This window comes from Halovenus rubra, assembly GCF_026586665.1.
GTDB lineage: Archaea > Halobacteriota > Halobacteria > Halobacteriales > Haloarculaceae > Halovenus > Halovenus rubra.
On record NZ_JAODIY010000005.1, the window covers coordinates 33,364 to 56,073 of the forward strand.

Genomic DNA, 22,710 nt, shown 5'->3' on the forward strand with positions numbered 1-22,710 from the left:
CTCTCAAGAGTTACTCCGAGAAAAACAGTAGCAGTGGTCTAACAGAAGCCGCTGACCGCTTTACGCGTGTGCTTCGTCGGCGAACAGGTCGTCGTACTCGCCGTCGTCAATTTTCTGCTTGAACTCGCGGGGGTTTTCGCCATCGATAGTAACTCCCAGCGAGGTGCAGGTGCCGACGACTTCCTTAGCGGCGTTTTCCAAGTCGTACGAGAGCAGGTCCGGATGTTTCTGCTCGGCAATCTGCTGAATCTGGTCAACCGAGAGGTCGGCGACGAACTCGTCTGCGGGTTCGCCACTGCCCGTGTCGAAGCCTGCCTCGTCTTTGATGAGTTCGGCCGTCGGTGGGACACCAACTTCAATCTCGAAGGAGCCATCCTCCTCGTAACTTATCGTGACGGGGACTTCGGTTCCGTCGAACGCAGCGGTCTGGTCGTTAATTTCCTGGACGACAGCCTGCACGTCCACCGGTGTCGGGCCAAGCTCCGGTCCGAGGGGCGGGCCGGGCGTGGCCTCACCGCCGGGGACGAGTGCCTCGATAGTGTCAGCCATATCCGATACTCAGTCGGGACAGGTTTAAGAATTCCTTTTTGCCCGCGGAGTGAGAGGTCCTACCAGGCGATGACTTGACCCTGTTTAGGCGACAGTTATCCCGTTTCGAGTGAGAAAGTTGCTGACGCTCTTTATCTCGACCGGGCTTCCGATAATACGGACACTCCCGTCTTCGCTCCGAACAGTGACAGTAAACTCTTCTTCGATGTCAGCACTGAGGCCAGCAAGCGCGTCGCTTGGCAACAGAATTTGCGTGCTATCACGCAACCGGGCGACATCGCTCATTACTCGGTAATTCACCCGCTCATTGTATTAGTGTGTCGAAATAAATCCGTCACTGTTATCAATACTCATGGGTTTGTACCGACCGCTGACACCCGGACTGACAAGCAGTTAGGCAACCCCGACTAGCCTGAGGAACGCAAAGAGAATATCGCCATACGTGAACGCGAGCACCAACCCGAAAAACATTGGAACAATAAATGGAAGACCGGGCGATATCCAAACCTCGTCCTCGTCGGCGAGCATTTCCAACCCGTCACGAAGCATCTCGGGTGTTGTTCCGAAGGCGTTGCCGTCAATATCGTCGAGAAACGCCGCTGCGCCCCATGGGTCGTCTTCGGGCACGTCACCGACGTCGCCTCTCGTCTTCTTGGGAGAGTCGGTTGCTGTCACATCAGTATTTGCTATCGAGCCGTTTCCGGGTGGATTTGGTTCTGCGGGCAGCGATGCGGGGTCACAGTAACGTTCGGGGTTGTCGCGAAGTTCCGCAAGCGTGAGGTCTCGCCACTGAAGATACATCCGCAACGCGTCAAGGTCCAACCGTCGCCACGAAAACTGCGCTCGCAGGCCTGACAGTGAGCGAACATCCCTGAGTCGCCCCTCCACAAATTCGAGCAGGACGCCGTACTTCTGGGTAGCTTTGCCGGCCTGAATCGGTGTCGCAACGAACATTCCGGGGGAAATATACCCAGAGACACCGTTTTTTGCTGCCAACGCAACTGGGTAGAGTGCGCCGATAAGGACCGTATTCGCCAGCACGGTCAGAGAGAATACGCCAACCTCAGTATCTACCACTGGCAACGTCGAGAGTGTCCCTTGAATATCGAACACCCAGAGATTGAATTCGGGATAGGTCGGTAAGAGCAAGGCGATGGTCATAAACGCCTTTGTGTCGGCTCCCCCGAACCCACCGAGCAACCAGAACCCGTAGGCAAGCGGGATGAGAAAGAACACAGAAATCGCGGTCTGTATCACAAACAGCCGCTGGTCGTATGCTGTCGTATCGCCGGTAAACAACACGTACGTGTCCCAGACGAGTAACACGAGTGCGAGTGCGATAAGGGGATACCACGTCCGTCTGGGAACACGCCGGGTCTTGATGTCCCGCCATGCGAGATAGCCAAAGACCGGTAACACGACCAGACGGAGCATATCCGGAATAGTTGCGAAGTCAGGCACAGTAGCCGATGTGTCGCCTTCGTAATTAAGCGTTTGTACGTGTCTCGTTAGTCGGCCCTGACAATGGACACTGCTCTTGTATCCCGAGGGCATTTGTTCGACTGTGCCGACCGTTCGACTCACCTACGAAGAGGGAACAATACGAGTCGAGGGCGTCGAGACGGCAGGAGAGACACTCGCGTCGGTCGACGGTATCGAGTACGACTCACGAACCGAGTGCTATCGTGCCCCTGCGTTCCGCTACGTCGATATCCGTGAGATACTTGTGGGTGCTGAGGCCACTATCGTCGACGAAGGACTCGATGTATCAGCGCTGTCGCTTGAATCGAGTTATCGCCTCCGCGAGTATCAGCAAGATGCCCTTGAGGCATGGGAAGGGGCCAACTCGTGTGGCGTCCTCGAACTACCGACAGGCAGCGGTAAGACCGTTATCGGCCTTGGCGCAATCGAGGCCTGTGATACCCCGACGCTGGTAGTTGTGCCGACAATTGATTTACTGACTCAGTGGCAACACGAACTGGAGTCAGAGTTTGCGGTCCCTATTGGTCGGCTTGGGGGTGGTAAACAGCGAGTCGAAGACATCACCGTCGCTACCTACGACTCAGCGCATCTACGGGCGGATGAACTTGGTGACCGATTTGGGTTGGTCATCTTCGATGAGGTCCACCATCTTGGTGGCAAAAGCTACCGTGATATTGCCCGCTTGTTTGTCGCCCCCGCTCGTCTCGGGTTGACAGCGACGTTTGAGCGGCCTGACGGCGAACATACCATTATCGAGGAGGTGCTTGGCCCGCTCGTGTATCGGGCGACAGTCGACGAGCTATCTGGCGAGCATCTGGCTCCTTACGATATCAAACGTATCGAGGTCAGTTTGACGCCCGAGGAGCGGGACATGTACGAACGCCACCAGACGGTGTTCACTGAGTATCTCGCCAGCTCGAACATCACGCTCCGGAGCGGGAGCGACTATCAGGAACTCGTCAAGCGCTCGGGGACCGACCCGAGAGCGCGCGAGGCGCTTCTGGCGAAACAACAGGCCCGAGAGGTAATGATGAACGCCGAGCGGAAAGTCAAGCGCCTCGCCGATATCCTCGATCGACACACCGATGACCGTGTTATCATCTTCACCGCACATACGGACCTCGTCTATCAACTCTCCGAACGGTTCCTGATTCCGGCTATTACCCACGAAACCACAGCGGGTGAGCGCCGCGATATTTTGAAGCGGTTCCGCGAAGGTGAGTACACACGTGTTGTCACGGCGAACGTCCTGGATGAGGGTGTCGATGTGCCCGATGCAAACGTTGCAGTCGTTCTATCAGGGAGCGGGAGCGAACGGGAGTTTACACAACGCCTCGGTCGGATTCTCCGTCCGAATGCTGACGGAGAGCGTGCGCTGCTCTATGAACTCGTCACCGAAGAAACGGCAGAAGAGCAGGTCGCACGACGGCGGCGCTAGACTAACTCAGGCGTCGCCGTTTAGTTCAGTTTTCAACTGACCGAACTCGGCAACACGCTCAGCGTGAGCGTTGTGTTGGTGAATCGACTCGTCGTTCGACTGTTTCATCGTGACAACAGCATCCTCAGAGAGGTCTGGAAACTCTTTGACAACGCCTTTGGCCATCGAGCGAACGCAGTCCTCGACGAATTTGGCGTCGCTGTGGGCATCGTAGGTCATATGATCTTCGTCGGGTCGCTTGGCGAGGTTGTATATACGCGCGCTCATCGAATCCCGAGCCACCTCAATGAGGTCGCGCAGGTCAACTTCGGGCGCGCCCGAACTTTCAATCGTGACGGTGGCGTGACCGCGCTGGGAATGGCCCGGCTGTGGGACCTCGTCGAGGAACTCTTCGACAGTATCTTCCTCGACTCCGAGGTTGGCAAGCGTTTCGCGTGCACGGCTTGCTGACATCCCTTGTGAGCATGGACACACTGTCATACCGGTAACAGTAACACCGATTTTCTCGTTGGTTCCGTCTTCAGTCGCGGTTGCGGCTGCGATAATATCGGCAGAGAACTGTGTTTCTCGATCACTTGCCGGTGTTTTCTCACGGACAATATACTCGGCTTCCATCTGAACTTCTGCTTTCGTCGTATACTGGTGTTTTTCGAGAAGGCGCTCGGCAACATCACCACAGACATCTTCGGCGCGATAGGTCGGCTCACTGACTGCGTCTTCGAGTGTTTCGTCGACGACTTCCATATTCCGACTCATATCCGCCCCTTTCCGCCAGGACGGCAAGTCGACGTACACGTCGAACTCTGCCATCAGAATGATGGGGCGTTTCTCCGGCCGGGCAACCTTTACGAGTTTTTCGACACCCGTAACGCCGACCCGGTTCAGACCGACAGTTACATCTGGGCTGTCGGCTTGCACGTCTGGCAATTGCTGACTCATTGACCGCGCCTAGGGAAAACTGTGGGTTAGTGTTTTCGGTACCGGGGAAATAGGGCTAAAACAACTTATTCGTCCGCTGTGTCGAGAAGAGACTCGTCATCGAGGTCACGGAACGCCGCCTCGAAGTCGTCCTCATCGAACGATGAGATCGTCTCGTCGAGGTTGCCCTGAATCTCGTCCATTTGTTCTTCGAGTTCGTCAAAAGCATCACTCTCGGCCAGCTCGGACTCAGGTTTGTTGGCCACAAGTGTCGCGTGTTTGGCTGTCAGTGCGTAATACTGACGGAGACGACTCTCATACTCGGCGGTCGTGAGCAACCGTTCGATAGTATCGAAGAGGTCCTCACGTGAAACTGGCTTGATAACATAATCGTCAAAGGGCATCTCGATAATATCGAAATCAGGGTCGACAGCAGTTACCATTGCGACGCGGATTTGGAGATCACGCTCTCGTATCCTCTCGAGAACTTCGTCACCCGAGATTCCTGGCATCCGGCGGTCAAGCAGGACAATATCGACCACCTCGTCTAGCTTATCGAGCGCTTCCTGGCCACCGTAGGCGGTCGAGACGGTGAACTCGCCCTGAAGTTGTGCCGCGTACGCATCCGCCACGTCGGGCTCGTCGTCCACGACGAGCACTGTCGCAGGCTCGGAGCTACTCATTCGTTAACTCCTAAAGTCGACTGGATGCAAAAGGTTTCCGGGTGGTTGCTTGATACGTTTGTTATGCTGTCAGTTCTAGCCGGAAATGTTGGCGTTCTTTTGTATCTGGGCCACGAACACAGATAGAAAGGAACTGTGCCAATCAAGCAACAAGTAGTATGACAAATAACTCTTCACCTTCCAATAGAAATCGTCGCCAGCCCGCACCGGGTTCCACTGATGACCCCGCTGAGTGGCACCACGAGACAGCATATCTCAACAACATTGCTGTCCATTACGTTACAGTCACACCAAATCTGGACGCGGTCGACCACCCGACTGGGGCTGCGCCGCTGGTTGTGCTCTTACATGGGTTCCCCGAGCACTGGTATACGTGGCATCACCAACTGTCGAGCCTCGCTAACGCGGGGTACCGAGTCGTCGCGCCGGACCTGCGTGGGTACAACCGTTCGTCCGCCCCTGCTGGGGTCGAGAGCTATCGAACGGCCGAACTCGTCGCAGACGTCCGTGGACTCGTTCATCACCACGGTTCGTCACGGGCAACGCTGATTGGACACGATATCGGTGGACTCATCGCGTGGGAGACTGCCATCCGCGAACCAGAACTCGTCGACCAGCTCGCGATACTCAACGCACCGCACCCGGACCTGTACCGTCGCCATCTGGGCAGGTCACCGACACAGCTGTTCCGGTCGCTGTACGTTTTTGCCGCGCAACTGCCGTGGGTACCTGAACGCATCCTCGAAGCGGATGGATACCGGGTTGTCGCTGAGACACTGACTCATCTTCCCGGGACCGAGGCGTTCACCGAAACAGACATCCGGCGCTTTCGTGCAGCGATGGAACAGAGTGAATCACCTGCTGGTCCGCTGAACTACTACCGTGCAGTCGGGCGTGACACTGTCGAGACCGGCCTCCGGATGCTTTTGGGGCGCGAAGAACAGACCCAGCGTGCAGTCGACGTGCCGACACTCGTGTTCTGGGGAGAGCACGACCCGGCACTCGAGGTGACACTACTCGATGGATTACATCGGCTGGTCCCAGACCTACAGGTCAGCCGGCTCCCGGAGACCGGGCACTGGCCTCATATTGAGCATCCACAGCGGGTCACCGACGAGATACGGTCGTTTCTTGCTAACGCACAGACAGGCGGCTGAGACGCCTAAACTTCACACGAGGGTGAACCAGTCGGCGTACTCTTCGGGTTGAGAGTCGACAATCTCGAAGAAACGCGCCTGAATATCTTCTGTCACGGGGCCTCTGGTTCCCTCGCCGATAGTACGGTCATCAACCGTCCGAATCGGCGTCACTTCGGCAGCGGTACCGGTAAAGAATAGCTCATCGGCCGTATACAACTCTCCGCGGGAAATTGTCGCATCGTCGTGGACAGTGTATCCCTGATCGCGGGCAATCTCGATAACGGACCGGCGCGTGATGCCGTCAAGAACGCCCTCGGCAAGTCCCGGTGTGAGCACTTCACCGTCACGGACAACGAACAGATTTTCGCCGGGTCCTTCCGCAACGTTCCCCTCTTTGTTGAGGATAATCCCTTCGACGTAATCGTGGGATTTGGCCTCTAATGAAGCGAGGACACTGTTTGCGTACGGCCCGGTCATTTTCGCGTTCGTCGGAATCTGACTGGATGCATGCTTGCGCCACGACGAAATACCCACGTCAACTCCCTGTTCGAGCGCGTCCTCTCCAAGGTAGGTCCCCCACGGCCAGACTGCGATTGCTGTCTCAACCGGACAGCCACTTGGGTTCAGACCGAGCATTTCGTATCCGTAGAATGCGACTGGCCGAATGTAACAGGAGGCCAACTCCTCGCGGCGAATAAGTTCAAGCGTCGCCTCGGTCAACTCGTCGGGTTCGAACGGAATCTCCATCTCGAATGGTTTGGCCGATTGATAGAACCGTTCGAGGTGTTCTTCCCAGCGGAACACTGCGGGGCCGTCGTCAGTCTCATAACAGCGAACCCCCTCAAAAATCCCAGTTCCGTAGTGAAGTCCGTGCGTCAGGACGTGCACCGTTGCGTCGTCCCAGTCGACAAACTCACCGTCCATCCAGATGGTTCCCACGTCCATCTCATCGAAGCTCATACTCACTCCATTTACCCCGATGGTTAAGAGTGTTTGCGCTCCGGCGACGTTCAGATAGGTGACTGTAACGAAATCAACCTCGCGGAGACCCCACAGTCGTGTATGCTGCCTGCTTTTCGGGCGTGAACTCGCTCTCTGTTCAGTGTGTCGCTGAACGTACCGTGAAACCAAACACCAGCCGTTCAGGCCGACGAACTGCAGTCTGTATTCACAGTGAAGACGGGGACTGGCGACGACCGAATAACGGCTTCGGTAACGCTCCCGACAATTTCACGCGCGTCCCCGGTTCGCCCGCTTGTCGCCATCACAACCACATCAATATCGTGCTGGTCGGTGTATTCGAGAATCGCTTCTGCGGGGATGCCGGTGATAACCGCTGTCTCGACGTTATCGACGCCGTTCGAACGCGCTTGCTCAGCAATTGTCTCGGCAGCCTCTTGACCGGCACGCTCGATCCGTTCAACTGCCGTCTCAAACTCTCCATCGTCAAGAGCGTCGGTAGCTCCCGTCTGTTGCACAACGTGGACCGCATGGAGGGTCGCATTATACTGCTGCACGAGGCTGGCTGCGTGTTCTAGAGCTTCGTGCATCCGCTCTGAACCATCCGTCGGAACCAGCACATGATCGTACATAGTTCACCATTCTATGGCAACCAGAAAAGAGTTGCTGTCAGTCAGACAAACCGTTCGACAAGTTGGGCACCTTCTATGAACGGGATACCCTGTGCTTCGGCGTAGGTCGCTGCATCCTCGGGAGCGACCGCCTTTCCTGTTTCGTCATCGAGCATCTCACAGACGACAACCGCGGGTGACTGGTCAGCCGCGTGTGCGAGCGTGAGGCCTAATTCAGTGTGACCCCGCCTGTCTGCGAGCAGGTTCGTCGCGCCTCGGAGGATGTGGACGTGGCCCGGCGTGCGAAACGACGAAGCGAACGCTGTCTCTTCTGGTGTGTCCGCCGCTGTGGCAAGTTCACGAATCGTTAGCGACCGGTCCTCGTCGGTGATGCCGGTGTCGGTTTTCCGGTGGTTCACCGGCAGCGAGAACGACGAGCGGTCGTCGTAGGTGAGATCGTGATCGCCGGCAGCCGGGTGGTCCAGCACATCTTGCAGGAATGGGAGTCCGAAGGCATCTGCGACCTCGCCATCGACAGCGACACAGATAAGACCGCCAGCGTCGTTGCGAAGCCGTGAAACTGCGTTCGGTGTCACTGCTGTGGCAGGGTAGATAATATCTGTTTCGCCCTCACGGTCGTCAGCATCGTGAATACAGACCGGATCACCACGACGGAACGTATCGATGGCACGGTCAACAGCTGTTGGTTCACCAGATGACCTACTACTGCGTGACATGAATCGCCACCTCCGTTCCATCTTCGAGTGCAAGTGTATCACGCAGTCGTTCGGGCGCGATGAGTTCGAGGTGGTCATCCCCATGGTGTGTCCGTTCGGGCGTGATTACGTGTGCTTTCTCGTAATGTTCCTCTTCGAGTGTCACAGCTGCCGGATAGCAGTAAGCGGGGCCATAGGTTCGGTCGTCGCTCTCCCAGCCTTCGATGACAACGGGTTCAACGGCATCTAGCCGAGTGCGGGCTCGGATACTCTCATCGGTGAGATCGACATTTAGCGTCCCCGGAAACGGCTCGTAGCCGAGCTTATTCTGGAACTGGCGCATATATCCTGGAAGCGTGATGTAATGGCGTCCTTCACCCATTCCGCTTGTTACCTCGCCCGCAAGGACAAGCTCATCATCGTACTCGAAGATACGCCGGTAGCTTTCGTACTCACATCGGAGTCGCCGTGCCCCGTCGTCAGTAATCGTTATCCATTGGCCGTCACTGACGACCTCTCTGGTAATGAATCCACCCTCCTCCAGTTGCTGGAGCCGGCGTGATGCTGTCTGTGTTGAGGCGTCCAGCCGGTCTGCGAGCGCGGCACACGAGAGTTTCTGCTCGCCGTCGATTGCTCCGACCAGTGCCAGATGTTTTAGCGTCAACACCTCTGCACTGTCGAGTACTCGCCGTGTCTCTGCCATGGCTAGAACTGATGGTCTGTGCCGTATAAGTATAACGGAGTCGTTACCCATCTCAAAATTGTTATGGGCCGAGTACTTATCTGAGTCGAATAGTTTGTATGGAAGTTGTATAACTGCGTCGCTTCCGAGAAAGTTGGGCATAACACGACCACAGGCTCTTCTTTCAGCTGGTGACGATTCCAGCGGTAGTGACCATTTCAGTCCTGTCTGTCAGAGGACGAACCACCGTCTGACTCGACCTATGTGTCGTTTGACACCGAACCCTCGTCAGATACCGCATCCGAGGACCTAGTAGAGTCACTGAGCGAGTCCATACTGACCTGCGCCGGTTCCCCCTGCTCACTGTTGCCGACGTATTCGGCGACGTTTTGTTCCGTTGCATCACCGAATCCTGCGCTCAACATCCGCGTCAGCGCGTCCTCAACGCTATCGTCGATTTCGTAATACCGGTCTGGCTCTACCTCAACGACGAAGCCGGTCGTAATGTTCGGTGCGGTTGGTAAGAAGAGAATCTCACGCCCGTCGGCCGTCCGGTTACCCGTCTTAAACGCTGTCATCCGCAACCCGTCCCAGACCTCTAGACGGACGGGAGCCTGAAGCCCACTTGTCCCACCGACGGCAGTCTCGACTGCCATTTTCGATGCGTTGTAGACCACTCGCAAGCCAGGCAGAGAGTTCATCAGGTCGTCAAGGGCGCTTTCGGCAACAGCACCGACTGCTGTTCGCATTAGGTATCCAATCGAAAACACGACGAGGATAAATATGATGATGGTGAGTGTGACCTGAAGGGGCTCTTCCGGGAGATTATATGCATCAGCCAACTTCTCGACAGGTATTGGGACCCGCGTGAGATAGCCATACAGCCAAGCGAGCACGATTACCGTCACGAGGATAGGGATGAGAATGATGAGCCCACTCGCAAAGTCACGTTTCCATGACGCCATTGATTGAAGTACGTGACGGCCAACTAATGAGTCCTTTTGTTTCTTTTCGATAGCTTGTTTATCAGTTCCTCTTTGCAGTTTGCGAGCTATCCTGTCTTCTTTTTTGAGCCCTTCTTGTTGCCGCTGATACTGGTCTGACCGACGAAAACGAGAGAAGCGGGCTTGATTATAAAAAGGATTAGGCCGTATCCAGATGTGATGGCAGAGTCGCAGTTTGCGATTCAGGTTCGCCCCACACGACGCTACCCCCACAGCGGCGGCGTCGAATACGAGGGAAAAATGCTGTTCAGACTGGTTCCGGCGACAGAGCGGCCGACCGAGACACTGGAAGCCACACTTGCATCTGTTCTCGATACTGGGCCGTACCGGTATGGCGACTTTTTCTCGCTCCCGATGCCACTATATCTCGTCCGCGACGAGGATACTTGTGACGTGTTTCGTGTCTCCATCCGAGACGGCGTTATCCGGCTCCATGTGCTACCCGAGACCGAATCCGCTGGGCTCCGAGCGATGTATGAGCGACTCACAGAGCGAACAGATACTAACTGGCACATCGAACGAGAGATGGACCGCTCAGACCACAGTCACGCTTAATCCTCGGCGCACGCTCCCTGCCTACCCGATGAAGACATCGTTGTCGGCGTAAGCGGTGTCGTTATCGCAAACAGAATACCAGCGCCCACAACGAACAGCACGCCGAGCACGGCCACGGCAGTAACCGGTGTCGAAACGTCGGCAACAAGTCCCGCAAGCGGCTTCAGTGGTGCGCGAACGACGGCGTAGCTCATTGATGCTGCACTCAGTACGGTTGCCCGCTCGGTCTCAGCAGTTCTATCATTAAGATACTGGCCGACAAGCGGTTTCGAGAGCGCTTCACCCCCTTTCATAACGAAAAATACCGGGATAGCGACCACCGGTAACAGAACTGGAAGCACGAACACGGTTGCGACACCGACGGGGACCGCTATCAGTGCAGTTCGAAGGCCAACCCAATCACGGACCGCCTCAGCGTGATAACTCGCCACCGCAGCAACGATTGCGAACCCAGCATAGACGAACCCGAGGGTCGCCTCTTCAGGGACTGCCAGTGGTGAGAGGTTGGCCGGCAGTATCGCACCCTCTCCGAGTGCTGCCCCCGATAGAATATCGATGATAATTGGCTGGATATAGGTATCTGCTCCGGCGACGATACCGAAAAACAGCGCAACGAATGCGACGAAAGCGCGAAGCGGCGGTCGGAGGAATTGTGTTTGGAGCACGCGCAGTGACCGTCTGGGATGTGTCGTCGATTCGACAGCAGACTCGAACTGTGTGTTCTGTGGCATCGACAACACGACAGCGACTCCCCCAAAGTTGAGCAGCGCCGATGCAATAAACGGGTAGGTGGGGTGTACAACGTAGAGGAAGCCCCCAGCAATCATCGTCCCCGCCGAACCAAGCTGATACACTGCGCCGCCACGGCCTTTAATGCGCGTAAATGTCGTCTCGTCTGCAGTCGCTTGTAACGTCGCGTACAGCCATGCATCGTCAGTTCCGTGGTGTAACGCCAACGACACTGACCAGATACTGTACAACACTACAAACGCCAAGAACGTGTCCGCGATAGCGAACCCTGCAAGCGAGAGACTCATTGCTGCCATCCCGGCAGCAAGTGTATTTCGTCGACCGAGACGGTCGGCGACGTAGCCTGTCGGCAACTCAAACACGACCACAAGCACCGCTGAGATGGCGCTTAGGGTTCCAATCTGTGTGTATGTGAGGTCATTCCAGAGCAAGAAGAGTGTAAAAACCGGCCAGATAAAGCCGACTGAGTCGCTAAGCTTGTACAGATAGTATTTAAGAACAGCTGAACTGTGATACCACTCCGATAGCATGTGTGATACAACAGATAACAGCACTGCCGGGAGCAAATATGCTTGCTAATGCGCGTTTTAGCAACAAATATGATATGACAGGTAACGTCCACGGGAAGACACAACAGTAATCAGAGAGCCACCCTAGCCAGAGCTATGGACAGCGGGGATTCCACGGGAGTCTCTCCTGCAACTGCGTTTGCGTTGCTCGGGCATGAGCATCGTGTCGACATTCTTCATGCGCTGCTGGACGCGAACCAGCACTCCGTGGAGACACCGATTCCCTTTTCAAAACTGTTTGCTCGGACTGAGATAGCGGTCAGCTCACAGTTCAGCTACCATCTCGAAGAACTGACCGGCCAGTTCATCAGAGATACTGGGGACGGCTATGAACTCCGCTATGCTGGATGGAAAGTGGCGACGGCGATTCTTGCAGGAACGTACAACGAACACGCTTCGTTTGGCCCCACATCTGTTACAGGAACCTGTCCCAACTGTGGGATGGAGATGCTTGTGGCAGTCTATGAGTCGGAATGGCTTGCTATTTCTTGTCGAGACTGTGACACCAGACACATTAGATACCCGATTCCGCCGGGAGCCGTGCAGTCCCGGTCAGTCCCTGCGCTGTTGGAGGCGTTTGACCGGTATGTCAGGTCACACATGGCCCGCGCGAGAGACGGCGTCTGTCCCGCATGTCTGGGCGTCATGGAAATCAAAACAGACCCGGACGATAACGACACCCTCGCAACTGGTGTCTGTCAGCGCTGTGGGAACCGGCTGTATCCGCCAGTCGGGCTATTCTTCCGCGACCACGAACGAGTAACCTGGTTCCGTCACGAATACGAGACCGACCGGTTGACAGTGCCGTTCTGGGAACTTAACTGGTGTGTGACTGACGACGCCGTTGAGGTGACCGGCACCGACCCTTGGCAGTGCCGACTGGAGATTGCGGCGGAGGAGGCCTCGCTTGTACTGTTGCTTGGTGACGGACTGGCTGTTCACTCGACAACCATTGAAAACGCATAGACCGATGGGACGGGAATTAAGTTTGTCTCGCTCCGACAGTCGTATATGAAGATTTACACCGGGCGTGGCGACGAGGGACAGACTGACCTTCGAACAATGGACCGGGTCTCGAAAGCCAGCGAACGCATCGAGGCCTACGGCAGCGCCGACGAGGTCAACTCACTTGTTGGACTCACCCGACCGACCGGATACGACGACCTTGATGATGACCTCGCGATGGTCCAGAACCACCTCCATATCGTGCAAGCAGATTTTGCCAACCCTGAGCCCGACGAAGACGACCCTGTTGTTCGTGAGGAACACGTCGCGGAACTCGAAGCAACGATTGACCGCTACGACGAGGAACTCGACCCCCTAGAGAGTTTCATTCTCCCGGGCGGGTCAGACAGCGGTGCCCACCTCCACCATGCCCGTTCTGTCTGCCGTCGCGCCGAGCGCCGCGCGGTTGCGCTCGTCGCTGCCGAAGACGAAGTCAACGAGACGGCGGTTGTCTATCTTAACCGTCTCTCTGATGCGTTGTTTACACTCGCACGCTTGCTCAACCAGCGCGATGGCGTGCCCGAGGAGAGCCCAACGTACTGACCTCTGCTTTAGTGTCGGTTTATGAGCGGTTTCACAGCGGCAACAGCGCGGAAGCCCACGCTTTAGCCGTGGGAGGAAGCGCGTAAACTCTCTGACCCAACCACTAGCTATGGCAAGCCTGACTCCCCCAACGCTGGCACAGAATATATAAAAAAAGTGGTTCGTATGTGAATTTGAGATGGAGGTCACACGCACCGTCCCGGTCAAACTCGACGTACCCGGCGAGCGGCGCGACGACCTCCATCAGACCATCGAACAGTTCAACACCGCCGCCAACTACACTATCGACCACGGCAGCGACGACAACGGCGACCTGATTCTCAACAAGTCCACCATCCACGACGAAGTGTACCACGACCTCCGGGACGAAACCGACCTCCCCGCCAACCTCGTGGTGCGGGCCTACTCGAAAGCCGTCGAAGCGATGAAAAGTACCGTCGCGGAGTGGGAGAAGGGTAACAACCGCCCACTCCCGTCATTCGATGAACCCTCTGCCGTCTACGACAAGCGCACGCTGACCATCAACGACGAGTACGCCACGCTCTCTACCGTCAACGGGCGCGTCAAAGCCGACTTCGTACTCGGAGAGTACCAGCGGTCGTACCTCAACGATGACGACTACGAGAAACGGATGGGAACGCTCCACTACCGTCCCGACGAGGATGCGTTCTACCTCCACATCGTCATCCAGAAAGAGGTTGACCAGCGTGACGGCGACCGGGTGCTTGGCGTGGACTTGAACCTGAAGAACGTCGCCGTGACCAGCACGGGACGGTTTTTCGACGGTGGCGAACTGCTGTGGGGGCAGAACCACTACTTCCGCGTCAGATGGAGCCTTCAGGACAAAGGCACCCGTTCCGCTCGGCAGGCGTTACGGCGACTGTCGGGACGGGAAAACCGCTTCGTCCTGAACCGCCTGCACACCATCTCGCGTGGAATCGTGGAGGAAGCCCTACAACACGATTGTTCGTATATCGCCGTCGAGAATTTGACCCACATCCGCGACCGAATGGACGCCCACGACGACCAGTTGAAACGACAGATGCACAACTGGGCGTTCCGCGAACTCCAAGAGCAAATCGCGTACAAGGCCGCCGAGTACGGCATCCAAGTTGAGTCGGTCAACCCTGCCTTTTCTTCGCAGACCTGCTCGAAGTGCGGCCACCAGTCCAGCACAAACCGAGATTCGGATGGCTGGTTTGGTTGTAACGAGTGTGGGTACGAAGTTGACGGCGACTACAACGCGGCGAAGAACGTCGGACTGCGACTTTTAGCTTTACCAGAGGGCAAACGTCCCTCTGGGTTGGGCAACAGTCAGCTTGCCCTGAAGTCGGGGACATTGAACGTGAGCGACGTGTCCAACGTCCACTCCAGCATAGAGTTTGAACGGGAGTCCACCGACAAGCCCACCCCTTCAGGGGTGGGTAGCTGACTGGAGGTAAAGCATTACAGCTGCATCGACATCTGGAAGATAATTCTTAAGTCCGGTGGCATAGAAATTGGGTATACTGGGTTGGTGGTCTAGCCCGGTTATGACGGCTCCTTCACACGGAGCAGGCCGGCGGTTCGAATCCGCCCTAACCCATTTTTGCCACGAATACCCGATAAGTGATACATCGGTATTGGAGTCGAACCATACAAATCGTGCACAACAAAGTGAGCACGTCTGATTTCGGTGCACGTCCGTTCGACCCACTCGTTTTCTGGCATTCCTGCAGAAACTGGCGTAGGTCGGCATTCCCGCCGGACAAAGCAAGATGGGAACCAGCGGAGACTATAAAGAGTATGCCGGCGTTCAAATCTATTGTTCTCACTTTGTCGAGTGCTACCCAACTGACAGCAGAATATCTCATTCCGTTCTGACGGTGTAGTAAGCTATCACAAACCAACAACGAGACTCCAGTCACTCAGCTACAGTAAGGTACATTATTAATTTTAATCTTCTAATACACAAGGGATTTATTAGTCACTTTCTAAGCCGCCCGGCAATGGGTATGACACAGCGGGCGAGTTGGATACAGCGACGACTGCTTGAGTATCAACATATTCTGGTCTTTATCGCGCCAGCGGTCTTTGTGGCAGTGGTGTTAACCGGTGCACCATTACCAGCACAAGCCGGTGATGGATACTGGCTCGAATTCTGGTGGTTATTCCCGTTCTTTTTGCTTGGCGCAACAATCGTCAACACTGTTGGGATTAGCGGCTCAGCGCTGTTCGTTCCGTATCTCATCTTTATCTTTCCGGTGTTGATGCCAGTGCTCGCGCCGGATGCAATTATCTCGGCCAATCTGTCACCATCGACAATTGTCAAGATTGGACTAATTAGCGAGTCATTTGGCTTGTCCAGTTCGGCGTTTGCGTTCATCAGGTATGGACTGGTTGATCGACGGCTGGCAGTAGCTCTCGTCGGCGGATCGGTCCCGTTTGTTATCGGTGGGGCACTGCTTTCGTTTATTATTCCAGAACCGGTGTTCCATGCCTTGCTTGGTATCGCGTTGACTGCCGCGGCATATATGCTGTTCAAAGCTGACCTCAGCCACGAGGAACCAAGTACGGTTGGGAGTGAAGACACCCATCACGTCGAAGCTGATGGCGGACGTCCTCTCCCTGACGACCGCGGTAAGCCTGGCTCGGCAGGCGTCAGGACCGACGATGGAGAAGTAACTCGTGTTGACCGTCACGGTGACGACTACCGATATGAGCGAACGGGGTATCTAGAACGGTTTGCCAACTACAGTATCGGTGGCATCTTTCAAGGACTCGCCGGCTTTGGCATTGGCGAGTTAGGCATCATCTCGATGATTCGGACGAAAGTCCCAGTCAGAGTTGCAATTGGAACAAACCACATTGTGGTCGCAATGACTGCTGTGCTCGCGTCGCTCGTCCACGTTTTTGGTGGTGGACTCGTTCCCGGTGGCCACTCACTTGACCTCGCGACGACACCGTGGAATATTGTCGTCTGGACGGTCCCGGCAACGGTACTTGGCGGTCAGGTTGCACCTTACGTCTCCGATACGTTGGATACTGAAATCCTCAAACACGGTGTCGGTGTGCTGTTTACGATTATTGCGACCGCGCTGTTCATTATGGCAAGCAGCGGCTTCTTTTAAGACTGGCTGCTGTCATCGCCTTTGACAGCGCGTTGTCATCACTGCCAGTTCGGCGTTGTCTTGACAACCTGCGATTCTATTATTTGTGTCTCCTGATGGGGCCGTCCTGTTGGTAAGTCCTGTTTACCTCCGAACGGAAAATCCACGGTTGCTTATCCAACTTTTGTTGTGTCTGTGTGTGGTTTAGGGACGGTTCGAGGCGACCGGCTTGCTATTGACAGCGGAGTTGAAGCCGGCCACGGCGTATTGTTTTGCTCGCAACGTCGAAGTGACTACTCAAGTTTGCTTACACTCGGTACCGGGTACCGACGTAGCGAACACAAAACAAAGCTCGGATACGCCGTCCAGAACGTTTTAGTCTGCACCCCTATTGCAGTAATATATGGTATCCGACCCCCACAGCAGGTGTTTCGCACGCGAAGTAGCGATAACCCGAGGGTTCGGATTTTTTGTTTTCTGAGCCGTGGCGCGTGGAGCCGCTCATCAGGTGAGCCGGTGAAACCCGCCAGTTGGAACGGGAACCGTTAACTAACCGACCCCCGGTGTATCCACCAACAATCAATGCAACTGCCACCAACACAAGCCGCGGTCCTAAAAGCGGCGGACGCACAGACGAAACGAGACGTAACCGAGATTGCAGCTGAAACCGATGAGAAACCCGAATCGGTCACACGAGCCGCGTTTGAACTCGAAGACCGTGACCTCATTACAGTCAGCGAGCACGTTGAGGTGAGTGTCGAACTCACTGAGGAGGGCGAACGATACGCCACAGAGAGTCTGCCCGAAATTGCGCTCTATGAGGCCGCCGTTGACGCTGGCGCGGCCGACGACCCTGTCGCACTTGGTCGCCTCATCGGAGACGCAGGACTTGACGGCGATGCGGTCGATATCGCACTCGCAAACTTCGCGCGCAAGGGGTACGGTGAAGTCGACAGCGGTGAGGTGACTGTCAACCCCGCCGTCACATCCACAGAGGATGCCGAAATGGCAGCACTCGACACGCTCGTCGAGGGCGGAAGTATCGAAGACGAATCGATATTAGAAGAGATTGACCGCCGAGGTCTGGTCGAACGCTCCGAGCGGACGGTTCGTGCAGTCACCTTGACCGACGAGGGTATTACAACGCTGATGGAAGGCATCGAGACAACCGAGACAATCGACCGGCTCACGCCTGACCTGCTGACCAGCGGCGAGTGGGAAGATGTCGAGTTCACCGACTACAACGTCGAGGCAGAAGCCTCGGAAAAACAATCCGGTCGGAAACATCCCCTCCGGCAGACGGCTGACCGTGTAAAAGACGTGCTCGTCGGCATGGGTTTTCAGGAGATGCAGGGGCCAACTGTCGATGCGGATTTCTGGATTCACGATTGTCTGTTTATGCCCCAGGACCATCCTGCCCGCACGCACTGGGACCGGTTTTCCATTGAGAACCCTGGAAAAATAGACGATATCCCGTCGGACCTCGTCGAGCGCGTCGAAACCGCCCACCACGAGGGCGTTGGTCAAGACAGCGAGGGGTACCACTCGCCGTGGGACGAAGACTTTGCCCGACAACTTGCACTTCGTGGACACACGACATCACTGACCTCGCGGCATCTAGCTGGGGAATCACTTGGCGACCTTGAACCGCCACAGCGCTTTTTCAGCGTCGAGAAGGCCTATCGGAATGACGAACTTGATGAAACACATCTGCTTGAGTTCTACCAGATTGAGGGCTGGGTGATGGCAGAGGAACTGTCAGTCCGTGACCTCATGGGAACGTTCACCGAGTTCTACGAGCAGTTCGGTATCACCGACCTACGGTTCAAACCGACGTACAACCCCTATACAGAGCCGAGCTTCGAACTATTTGGCCGCCATCCCGAGACAGACGAACTCATCGAAATTGGCAACTCCGGACTCTTCCGACCAGAAATGCTCGAACCGCTTGAGGTCGACTGCGATGTGATGGCGTGGGGACTCGCACTCGAACGTTTGATGATGCTCGCGTCGGGCGCTGAGGATATCCGTGATGTTCATGGAACGCTTGTCGATCTTGAATTCTTGCGGACCGAGGAGGTGACATACTGATGCCAGTTATCAACGTCGACGCCGATGAACTCCGTCGGCTGACCGGTCAGGAGAACAAATCAGAAGAAGAACTGCTCGACGATGTTTTCGAGCTAGGTATCGAGTACGAGGGCGAAACAGAGGAAGGCGATCTTAAACTTGAGTTCGAACCTGACCGCCTCGACTGGCTCTCAGTCGAGGGAATGGCGCGTTCGCTCCGCTACCACTACGGCGAGGACCGCGGCCTCGATGTGCTCTCGATGAACGACCCCGAGTGGACGATCGAAGTCGATAACACACCGGAGGAACGCCCCTACGTCACAGGTGCAGTCGTCCGTGGTGTCGACCTCTCGGATGGTGTACTTGACTCGCTTATCCAGCTTCAGGAAAAACTCCACGCTACGATGGGACGTGGCCGTGCCAAGGGTGCAATCGGTGTCCACGACCTGACGATGCTCAAGGGCGCGCCACTCACCGACGGTGCCGAAAAGTCTATTCGCTACACGTCGATGAGTCCCGACGAACGGTTTGTCCCTCTAGAGAGCAACGAAGAGATGACTCCACAGACAGTCATCGAGGAACACCACATGGGTTCGGAGTACGCTGACCTCGTTTCTGGCATGGACCAGTATCCAGCCATTTACGACGACATCGGCTTGTTCTCGTTCCCGCCGGTTATCAACGGCCAACGAACCGAAGTCACCGCAGAGTCCCGGGACCTCTTTATCGAGATGACTGGCACCGACCAGTGGACTATCGACCGTATGCTCAACATCGTCTGCTATGCGCTTTCGGCCCGTGGTGGACATCTCGAAGGAGTTAGGGTTTCGTACTCGGACGATGCACCCGGCGAGTACGCCGGCGCACAGGTCGAACGGCCAGACTTTTCGACGAAAATAAAGACTGTCTCACACGACCGTATCGAGACGACACTTGGTGTCGGTCTCGACCGCGAGACAGTTGTCGACTGCCTCGAACGGACAGGGCTGGCCCAGACCGTCAAAGAGGACGACGAGACCGGCGCTGTCGAATACGAAGTCGAAGTCCCACCGTACCGTGTCGACGTGCTCCATCCGGTCGACATCATCGACGACATCGGGCGTGCGTACGGTTTCAACGAGTTGGAGCCACGCTATCCGGACGTCGCAACTGTCGGGAAGCGCCACGAACGCTCTCGGCTGGAAGATGCCGTGCGAGAGACACTTGTCGGCCTTGGCTTCGAGGACCTGTTGAACTTCTACATGACAAACGAAGCCGAAAACTACGAGCGGATGAACCTTACGGTGCCTTCGACTGACGACGCGAGCGCCGAGAGCAACGAGAATGCTGTCGTCGGCGACGACGAGCCCGTCACCATCTTGGAGACGTACAGCGAGGAGTACACCATCATGCGGACATGGGCGCTCCCGTCTATCATGCAGGTCTTGGAGAGTAACACGCACCGTGCGTATCCACAACACCTCGCTGAGGTTGGCCTCGCGATGACGGTCGACGAGAGCGAAAACACGAACGTTGCGGAATATCGCACGGTTGCGCTCGCAATGGCTGATACCGAGGTCTCTTATGAGGATATCCGCGGGCGGCTACAGGCACTGACCCGACAGTTCGACGCTACCCTCGAAACACCACCCACGGACCACCCTTCGTTCATCTCTGGACGGTGTGCCGAACTCGTCATCAACGGAACTGCTGTCGGCGTAGTGGGTGAAATTCACCCCGGAGTCATTGTTGACCACGACATCGAGGTCCCTATCGTAGCTGCAGAGTTTCGGCTCGACGCGTTACAGTAACCATCTCACTTTTGAGAACCATAACAGTATTAGTATAGTATGGCGACCAATAAGACGCGATGTACACAGGCGTTGTCGAAGCCACAGGGCGGATTGAGTCGAACACACAGGTTGAGGACGGGTGCCGACTCCGTATTGAGACCGAGACCGCGGAACTGGAACCGGACAACAGCATCAACATTAGCGGGGTCTGTCTAACCGCAGAGGCGGTCGGTGACGGCTGGTTCGATGCGTTCCTCTCGGCTGAAACTGTCAGTCGGACATATCTCGCCAACGCAGCAGTCGGTGAGCAGGTAAATATCGAACGGCCACTGGAAACTGACGGACAACTCGATGGTCACGTTGTCAAGGGAACAGTCGATACGGTGGTCAACGTTGCCGATATCACGTCTCTTGGTGAGGACTGGCAGTTCACGTTTACCGTTCCGGACGGCTACGAACAGTACCTCGTCAACAAGGGAGCAGTCGCGCTTGATGGGGCTAGCCTCACAGTAACTGACCTTACTGAGGAGACGTTTACCGTTGCTATTGTTCCCCAGACCTACGAGATAACGACCTTTTCGGATAAGCAGGTCGGCGACCCGATACACTTCGAAGCAGACATCCTAGCGAAATATATCGAACGACAGCAAGCCCTGGCTGGTCACTCGGAGTCTTGCCGAGCCAGCGAGTCGTCAGGATAGCCGATTGTCTGAAGTGCTTGCCGTCGTTCCTCGTCGGTCAGTCGATACGGTTGGAGTTCCGTGTGTAGTGGACCTAACTGTTCGCGGCGTTGCTGGTGACCCTCAAGGAAGTCGGCTATTGTCGCCGCGGCTAGTTGCTTGAGTTCACCGGTCAGTAAAGAGCCGTCGCGATACTCCTGGGCCAGGCGCTGGACCCGCTGGTCGTCTTTTTCGAAGAAGTAGTATAAGAGTAAGTAGGCAACATCCACATCAGGGTTGCCACCCTGTTCGCGGTGTTTCGCAACGCTGGTTTGCCCACCAGAGTAAGCGTGTGTCTGTATTTTCTCACGAATAGTTTCGCGGTCGTCTGACAGGAGGATACTCGGCGTGTCGTCAGAAGAACTCATCTTGCCGGGGCCATCCAAGCTTGGGAGGAACTTCGAGAGCAGTGCGCCGGGTTTTTCGACGTCGTGGCGCTCCTTGCCAGCAACGTCCCGACAAACCCGGACATGGGGGTCTTGGTCAACTGCGATGGGAACCAGTGTCGGCTGTCGACCCTCAACCAGTTGCGGAAGCAAGAGGTGTGTCGCCTGAACTGCCGGATAAAACGAGAGGCCGACGTTCTCAGGGTCGCCGTAGGTTGCATCGACTGTTGCCTGTGTAATCTCTTTGCCCAGCGCCGATGCAACTGGGTAGACAACATCTGCGTCCGCACTGTCGACGACGATACGTGTCCGTTTGGGGTCAAATCCGACGGCAAGCAAATCCCTGAGATTCTCGCGCGTGTGGTCACTTATCGACTCTATTGACTGGTCTTTTAACAGATACTTCTCGTCGTCAGAGAATGGAATGTACACCGTTGTCCCTGCTGCCCTTTGGAGATAGCGAGCAAAATAAAACGGAAAAATGTGGCCGATATGCATCGGCCCTGATGGGCCTCGCCCGGTGACGAGAGCGTGGTCATCCCCGCTGTTCGCAGCAGCGAGGAACGGGTCAAGATTACGCTCTGCGTAGAATACTTCCCGGCGGACGAGCGGGTGAGTTGGGTCTGGGAACCGTTTGCGTTGGTCCGCTGTTAGTTTGTCTGCGCCAAACTGGTTGAGTAACTGTTCGTAGTCGACGTTCCCGTCGACGCTGTACGGCGTTACGGTGAATTCAGATTCTGCTGGCATTGTTTCTGGTGACTGTGGTGCTCAGTTGATGAGCGATACACGAAAGAAAGTGAGTGAGCACCGCGCCCAAAACGTCGGGTGAGGCCCGACGATTCAGGTGGCGATACTATCCACTCCCTGGCGGAAGCGCCAACGCCAGCTGTCTGCGACGGGAGTAGATAGCACGTCTACATCGGTAGCAAACACACAGTAACAGATAATTGCTTCGGGATTCGACGAGCTGGCAGCTTGGTTCGTCTGGCACCCTCTGAACTGCTCCGTTCGGATACTGCTTTGCCGCTCGTGGTTCGAAGCCCTTAATTACGGGCTCATCCTTCAACGCA

General features: G+C 56.0%; 22 protein-coding genes and 1 tRNA gene. 11 read left to right on the plus strand and 12 right to left on the minus strand.

Annotated elements, in window-relative coordinates:
* Positions 1-60: 60 nt before the first annotated feature.
* From N5098_RS04765 to N5098_RS04775, 3 genes are all read right to left on the minus strand, one after another.
* The gene (locus N5098_RS04765) at positions 61-549 is read right to left on the minus strand and encodes a 50S ribosomal protein L11 (protein ID WP_267636574.1); all 489 of its coding nucleotides are present in this window, start codon (positions 547-549) and stop codon (positions 61-63) included.
* 84 nt (positions 550-633) lie between these two features.
* Positions 634-834, minus strand: coding sequence for a VNG_1110C family protein (locus tag N5098_RS04770; RefSeq protein ID WP_267636576.1), 201 nt, complete (start codon positions 832-834; stop codon positions 634-636).
* A 108-nt stretch (positions 835-942) separates the two neighbouring features.
* Positions 943-1,983, minus strand: a complete 1,041-nt coding sequence (locus N5098_RS04775) for an A24 family peptidase C-terminal domain-containing protein (protein ID WP_267636757.1) — start codon at positions 1,981-1,983, stop codon at positions 943-945.
* Positions 1,984-2,113: 130 nt separating this feature from the next.
* Between N5098_RS04775 and N5098_RS04780 the strand changes: the two genes are divergently transcribed.
* Positions 2,114-3,469 carry a DEAD/DEAH box helicase gene (locus N5098_RS04780; RefSeq protein ID WP_267636578.1) on the plus strand — a complete coding sequence of 452 codons (1,356 nt, stop codon included), beginning with the start codon at positions 2,114-2,116 and terminating at the stop codon, positions 3,467-3,469.
* 6 nt (positions 3,470-3,475) lie between these two features.
* Here the strand turns inward: N5098_RS04780 and mptA are convergent, their stop codons facing one another.
* Both mptA and N5098_RS04790 read right to left on the minus strand, forming a co-directional pair.
* Positions 3,476-4,408, minus strand: a complete 933-nt coding sequence (mptA, locus tag N5098_RS04785) for a GTP cyclohydrolase MptA (RefSeq protein WP_267636580.1) — start codon at positions 4,406-4,408, stop codon at positions 3,476-3,478.
* A 65-nt stretch (positions 4,409-4,473) separates the two neighbouring features.
* The gene (locus tag N5098_RS04790; protein WP_267636581.1) at positions 4,474-5,070 is read right to left on the minus strand and encodes a HalX domain-containing protein; all 597 of its coding nucleotides are present in this window, start codon (positions 5,068-5,070) and stop codon (positions 4,474-4,476) included.
* A gap of 158 nt (positions 5,071-5,228) precedes the next feature.
* On the opposite strand from N5098_RS04790, the gene N5098_RS04795 reads away from it, so the two are divergent.
* Positions 5,229-6,227 carry an alpha/beta fold hydrolase gene (locus tag N5098_RS04795; RefSeq protein ID WP_267636583.1) on the plus strand — a complete coding sequence of 333 codons (999 nt, stop codon included), beginning with the start codon at positions 5,229-5,231 and terminating at the stop codon, positions 6,225-6,227.
* 12 nt (positions 6,228-6,239) lie between these two features.
* Here N5098_RS04795 and N5098_RS04800 read toward each other — a convergent pair whose 3' ends face one another.
* From N5098_RS04800 to N5098_RS04820, 5 genes are all read right to left on the minus strand, one after another.
* The gene (locus N5098_RS04800) at positions 6,240-7,169 is read right to left on the minus strand and encodes a branched-chain amino acid transaminase (protein WP_267636585.1); all 930 of its coding nucleotides are present in this window, start codon (positions 7,167-7,169) and stop codon (positions 6,240-6,242) included.
* 182 nt (positions 7,170-7,351) lie between these two features.
* Positions 7,352-7,801: a universal stress protein gene (locus N5098_RS04805; RefSeq protein WP_267636586.1), complete on the minus strand. Its 450-nt coding sequence runs from the start codon at positions 7,799-7,801 to the stop codon at positions 7,352-7,354.
* A 41-nt stretch (positions 7,802-7,842) separates the two neighbouring features.
* Entirely contained in the window at positions 7,843-8,517 is a 675-nt protein-coding gene (ribB, locus tag N5098_RS04810) for a 3,4-dihydroxy-2-butanone-4-phosphate synthase (protein ID WP_267636587.1), read from the minus strand.
* Entirely contained in the window at positions 8,504-9,199 is a 696-nt protein-coding gene (locus tag N5098_RS04815; RefSeq protein ID WP_267636588.1) for a DUF120 domain-containing protein, read from the minus strand. The genes ribB and N5098_RS04815 overlap by 14 nt, the downstream gene beginning before the upstream one ends.
* 239 nt (positions 9,200-9,438) lie before the next feature.
* Positions 9,439-10,143 (minus strand): DUF502 domain-containing protein, encoded by a 705-nt coding sequence (locus N5098_RS04820; protein ID WP_267636589.1) that lies wholly within the window; start codon positions 10,141-10,143, stop codon positions 9,439-9,441.
* Positions 10,144-10,341: 198 nt separating this feature from the next.
* On the opposite strand from N5098_RS04820, the gene N5098_RS04825 reads away from it, so the two are divergent.
* Positions 10,342-10,737 carry a hypothetical protein gene (locus tag N5098_RS04825; RefSeq protein WP_267636590.1) on the plus strand — a complete coding sequence of 132 codons (396 nt, stop codon included), beginning with the start codon at positions 10,342-10,344 and terminating at the stop codon, positions 10,735-10,737.
* Here N5098_RS04825 and N5098_RS04830 read toward each other — a convergent pair.
* Positions 10,734-12,017 (minus strand): MFS transporter, encoded by a 1,284-nt coding sequence (locus tag N5098_RS04830; RefSeq protein WP_267636591.1) that lies wholly within the window; start codon positions 12,015-12,017, stop codon positions 10,734-10,736. The two genes, N5098_RS04825 and N5098_RS04830, sit on opposite strands and share 4 nt — an antisense overlap.
* Before the next feature lie 135 nt (positions 12,018-12,152).
* Between N5098_RS04830 and N5098_RS04835 the strand changes: the two genes are divergently transcribed.
* The 8 genes from N5098_RS04835 to N5098_RS04870 all read left to right on the plus strand — a co-directional run bounded on the left by N5098_RS04835 (position 12,153) and on the right by N5098_RS04870 (position 21,236).
* Positions 12,153-13,022 (plus strand): DUF7351 domain-containing protein, encoded by an 870-nt coding sequence (locus tag N5098_RS04835; protein WP_267636592.1) that lies wholly within the window; start codon positions 12,153-12,155, stop codon positions 13,020-13,022.
* Positions 13,023-13,067: 45 nt separating this feature from the next.
* Positions 13,068-13,604 carry a cob(I)yrinic acid a,c-diamide adenosyltransferase gene (locus N5098_RS04840; RefSeq protein ID WP_267636593.1) on the plus strand — a complete coding sequence of 179 codons (537 nt, stop codon included), beginning with the start codon at positions 13,068-13,070 and terminating at the stop codon, positions 13,602-13,604.
* A 178-nt stretch (positions 13,605-13,782) separates the two neighbouring features.
* A complete protein-coding gene (locus N5098_RS04845; RefSeq protein ID WP_267636594.1) occupies positions 13,783-15,036 on the plus strand; it encodes an RNA-guided endonuclease InsQ/TnpB family protein in 1,254 nt (417 codons plus the stop codon).
* A 78-nt stretch (positions 15,037-15,114) separates the two neighbouring features.
* Positions 15,115-15,189, plus strand: a tRNA-Val gene (locus N5098_RS04850).
* Between the two features lie 403 nt (positions 15,190-15,592).
* On the plus strand, positions 15,593-16,714 hold the full coding sequence (locus N5098_RS04855) for a sulfite exporter TauE/SafE family protein (RefSeq protein WP_267636595.1): 1,122 nt from the start codon (positions 15,593-15,595) through the stop codon (positions 16,712-16,714).
* Positions 16,715-17,275: 561 nt separating this feature from the next.
* Entirely contained in the window at positions 17,276-18,784 is a 1,509-nt protein-coding gene (gene pheS / locus N5098_RS04860; protein WP_267636596.1) for a phenylalanine--tRNA ligase subunit alpha, read from the plus strand.
* Positions 18,784-20,553, plus strand: a complete 1,770-nt coding sequence (pheT, locus tag N5098_RS04865) for a phenylalanine--tRNA ligase subunit beta (protein ID WP_267636597.1) — start codon at positions 18,784-18,786, stop codon at positions 20,551-20,553. Before pheS ends, pheT begins: the two co-directional genes overlap by 1 nt.
* A 59-nt stretch (positions 20,554-20,612) precedes the next feature.
* On the plus strand, positions 20,613-21,236 hold the full coding sequence (locus tag N5098_RS04870) for a riboflavin synthase (RefSeq protein ID WP_267636599.1): 624 nt from the start codon (positions 20,613-20,615) through the stop codon (positions 21,234-21,236).
* Here the strand turns inward: N5098_RS04870 and N5098_RS04875 are convergent.
* Positions 21,197-22,387, minus strand: coding sequence for a tryptophan--tRNA ligase (locus N5098_RS04875; RefSeq protein WP_267636600.1), 1,191 nt, complete (start codon positions 22,385-22,387; stop codon positions 21,197-21,199). The two genes, N5098_RS04870 and N5098_RS04875, sit on opposite strands and share 40 nt — an antisense overlap.
* Positions 22,388-22,710: the final 323 nt, after the last annotated feature.

Excerpts from the sequence above, each read along its gene's own strand:
- N5098_RS04765 (WP_267636574.1), bottom strand. The coding sequence starts at position 549 with ATGGCTGACACTATCGAGGCACTCGTCCCCGGCGGTGAGGCCACGCCC.
- N5098_RS04770 (WP_267636576.1), bottom strand. The coding sequence starts at position 834 with ATGAGCGATGTCGCCCGGTTGCGTGATAGCACGCAAATTCTGTTGCCA.
- N5098_RS04775 (WP_267636757.1), bottom strand. The coding sequence starts at position 1,983 with ATGCTCCGTCTGGTCGTGTTACCGGTCTTTGGCTATCTCGCATGGCGG.
- mptA (WP_267636580.1), bottom strand. The coding sequence starts at position 4,408 with ATGAGTCAGCAATTGCCAGACGTGCAAGCCGACAGCCCAGATGTAACT.
- N5098_RS04790 (WP_267636581.1), bottom strand. The coding sequence starts at position 5,070 with ATGAGTAGCTCCGAGCCTGCGACAGTGCTCGTCGTGGACGACGAGCCC.
- N5098_RS04795 (WP_267636583.1), top strand. The coding sequence starts at position 5,229 with ATGACAAATAACTCTTCACCTTCCAATAGAAATCGTCGCCAGCCCGCA.
- N5098_RS04800 (WP_267636585.1), bottom strand. The coding sequence starts at position 7,169 with ATGAGCTTCGATGAGATGGACGTGGGAACCATCTGGATGGACGGTGAG.
- N5098_RS04805 (WP_267636586.1), bottom strand. The coding sequence starts at position 7,801 with ATGTACGATCATGTGCTGGTTCCGACGGATGGTTCAGAGCGGATGCAC.
- ribB (WP_267636587.1), bottom strand. The coding sequence starts at position 8,517 with ATGTCACGCAGTAGTAGGTCATCTGGTGAACCAACAGCTGTTGACCGT.
- N5098_RS04815 (WP_267636588.1), bottom strand. The coding sequence starts at position 9,199 with ATGGCAGAGACACGGCGAGTACTCGACAGTGCAGAGGTGTTGACGCTA.
- N5098_RS04820 (WP_267636589.1), bottom strand. The coding sequence starts at position 10,143 with ATGGCGTCATGGAAACGTGACTTTGCGAGTGGGCTCATCATTCTCATC.
- N5098_RS04825 (WP_267636590.1), top strand. The coding sequence starts at position 10,342 with ATGGCAGAGTCGCAGTTTGCGATTCAGGTTCGCCCCACACGACGCTAC.
- N5098_RS04830 (WP_267636591.1), bottom strand. The coding sequence starts at position 12,017 with ATGCTATCGGAGTGGTATCACAGTTCAGCTGTTCTTAAATACTATCTG.
- N5098_RS04835 (WP_267636592.1), top strand. The coding sequence starts at position 12,153 with ATGGACAGCGGGGATTCCACGGGAGTCTCTCCTGCAACTGCGTTTGCG.
- N5098_RS04840 (WP_267636593.1), top strand. The coding sequence starts at position 13,068 with ATGAAGATTTACACCGGGCGTGGCGACGAGGGACAGACTGACCTTCGA.
- N5098_RS04845 (WP_267636594.1), top strand. The coding sequence starts at position 13,783 with ATGGAGGTCACACGCACCGTCCCGGTCAAACTCGACGTACCCGGCGAG.
- N5098_RS04855 (WP_267636595.1), top strand. The coding sequence starts at position 15,593 with ATGGGTATGACACAGCGGGCGAGTTGGATACAGCGACGACTGCTTGAG.
- pheS (WP_267636596.1), top strand. The coding sequence starts at position 17,276 with ATGCAACTGCCACCAACACAAGCCGCGGTCCTAAAAGCGGCGGACGCA.
- pheT (WP_267636597.1), top strand. The coding sequence starts at position 18,784 with ATGCCAGTTATCAACGTCGACGCCGATGAACTCCGTCGGCTGACCGGT.
- N5098_RS04870 (WP_267636599.1), top strand. The coding sequence starts at position 20,613 with ATGTACACAGGCGTTGTCGAAGCCACAGGGCGGATTGAGTCGAACACA.
- N5098_RS04875 (WP_267636600.1), bottom strand. The coding sequence starts at position 22,387 with ATGCCAGCAGAATCTGAATTCACCGTAACGCCGTACAGCGTCGACGGG.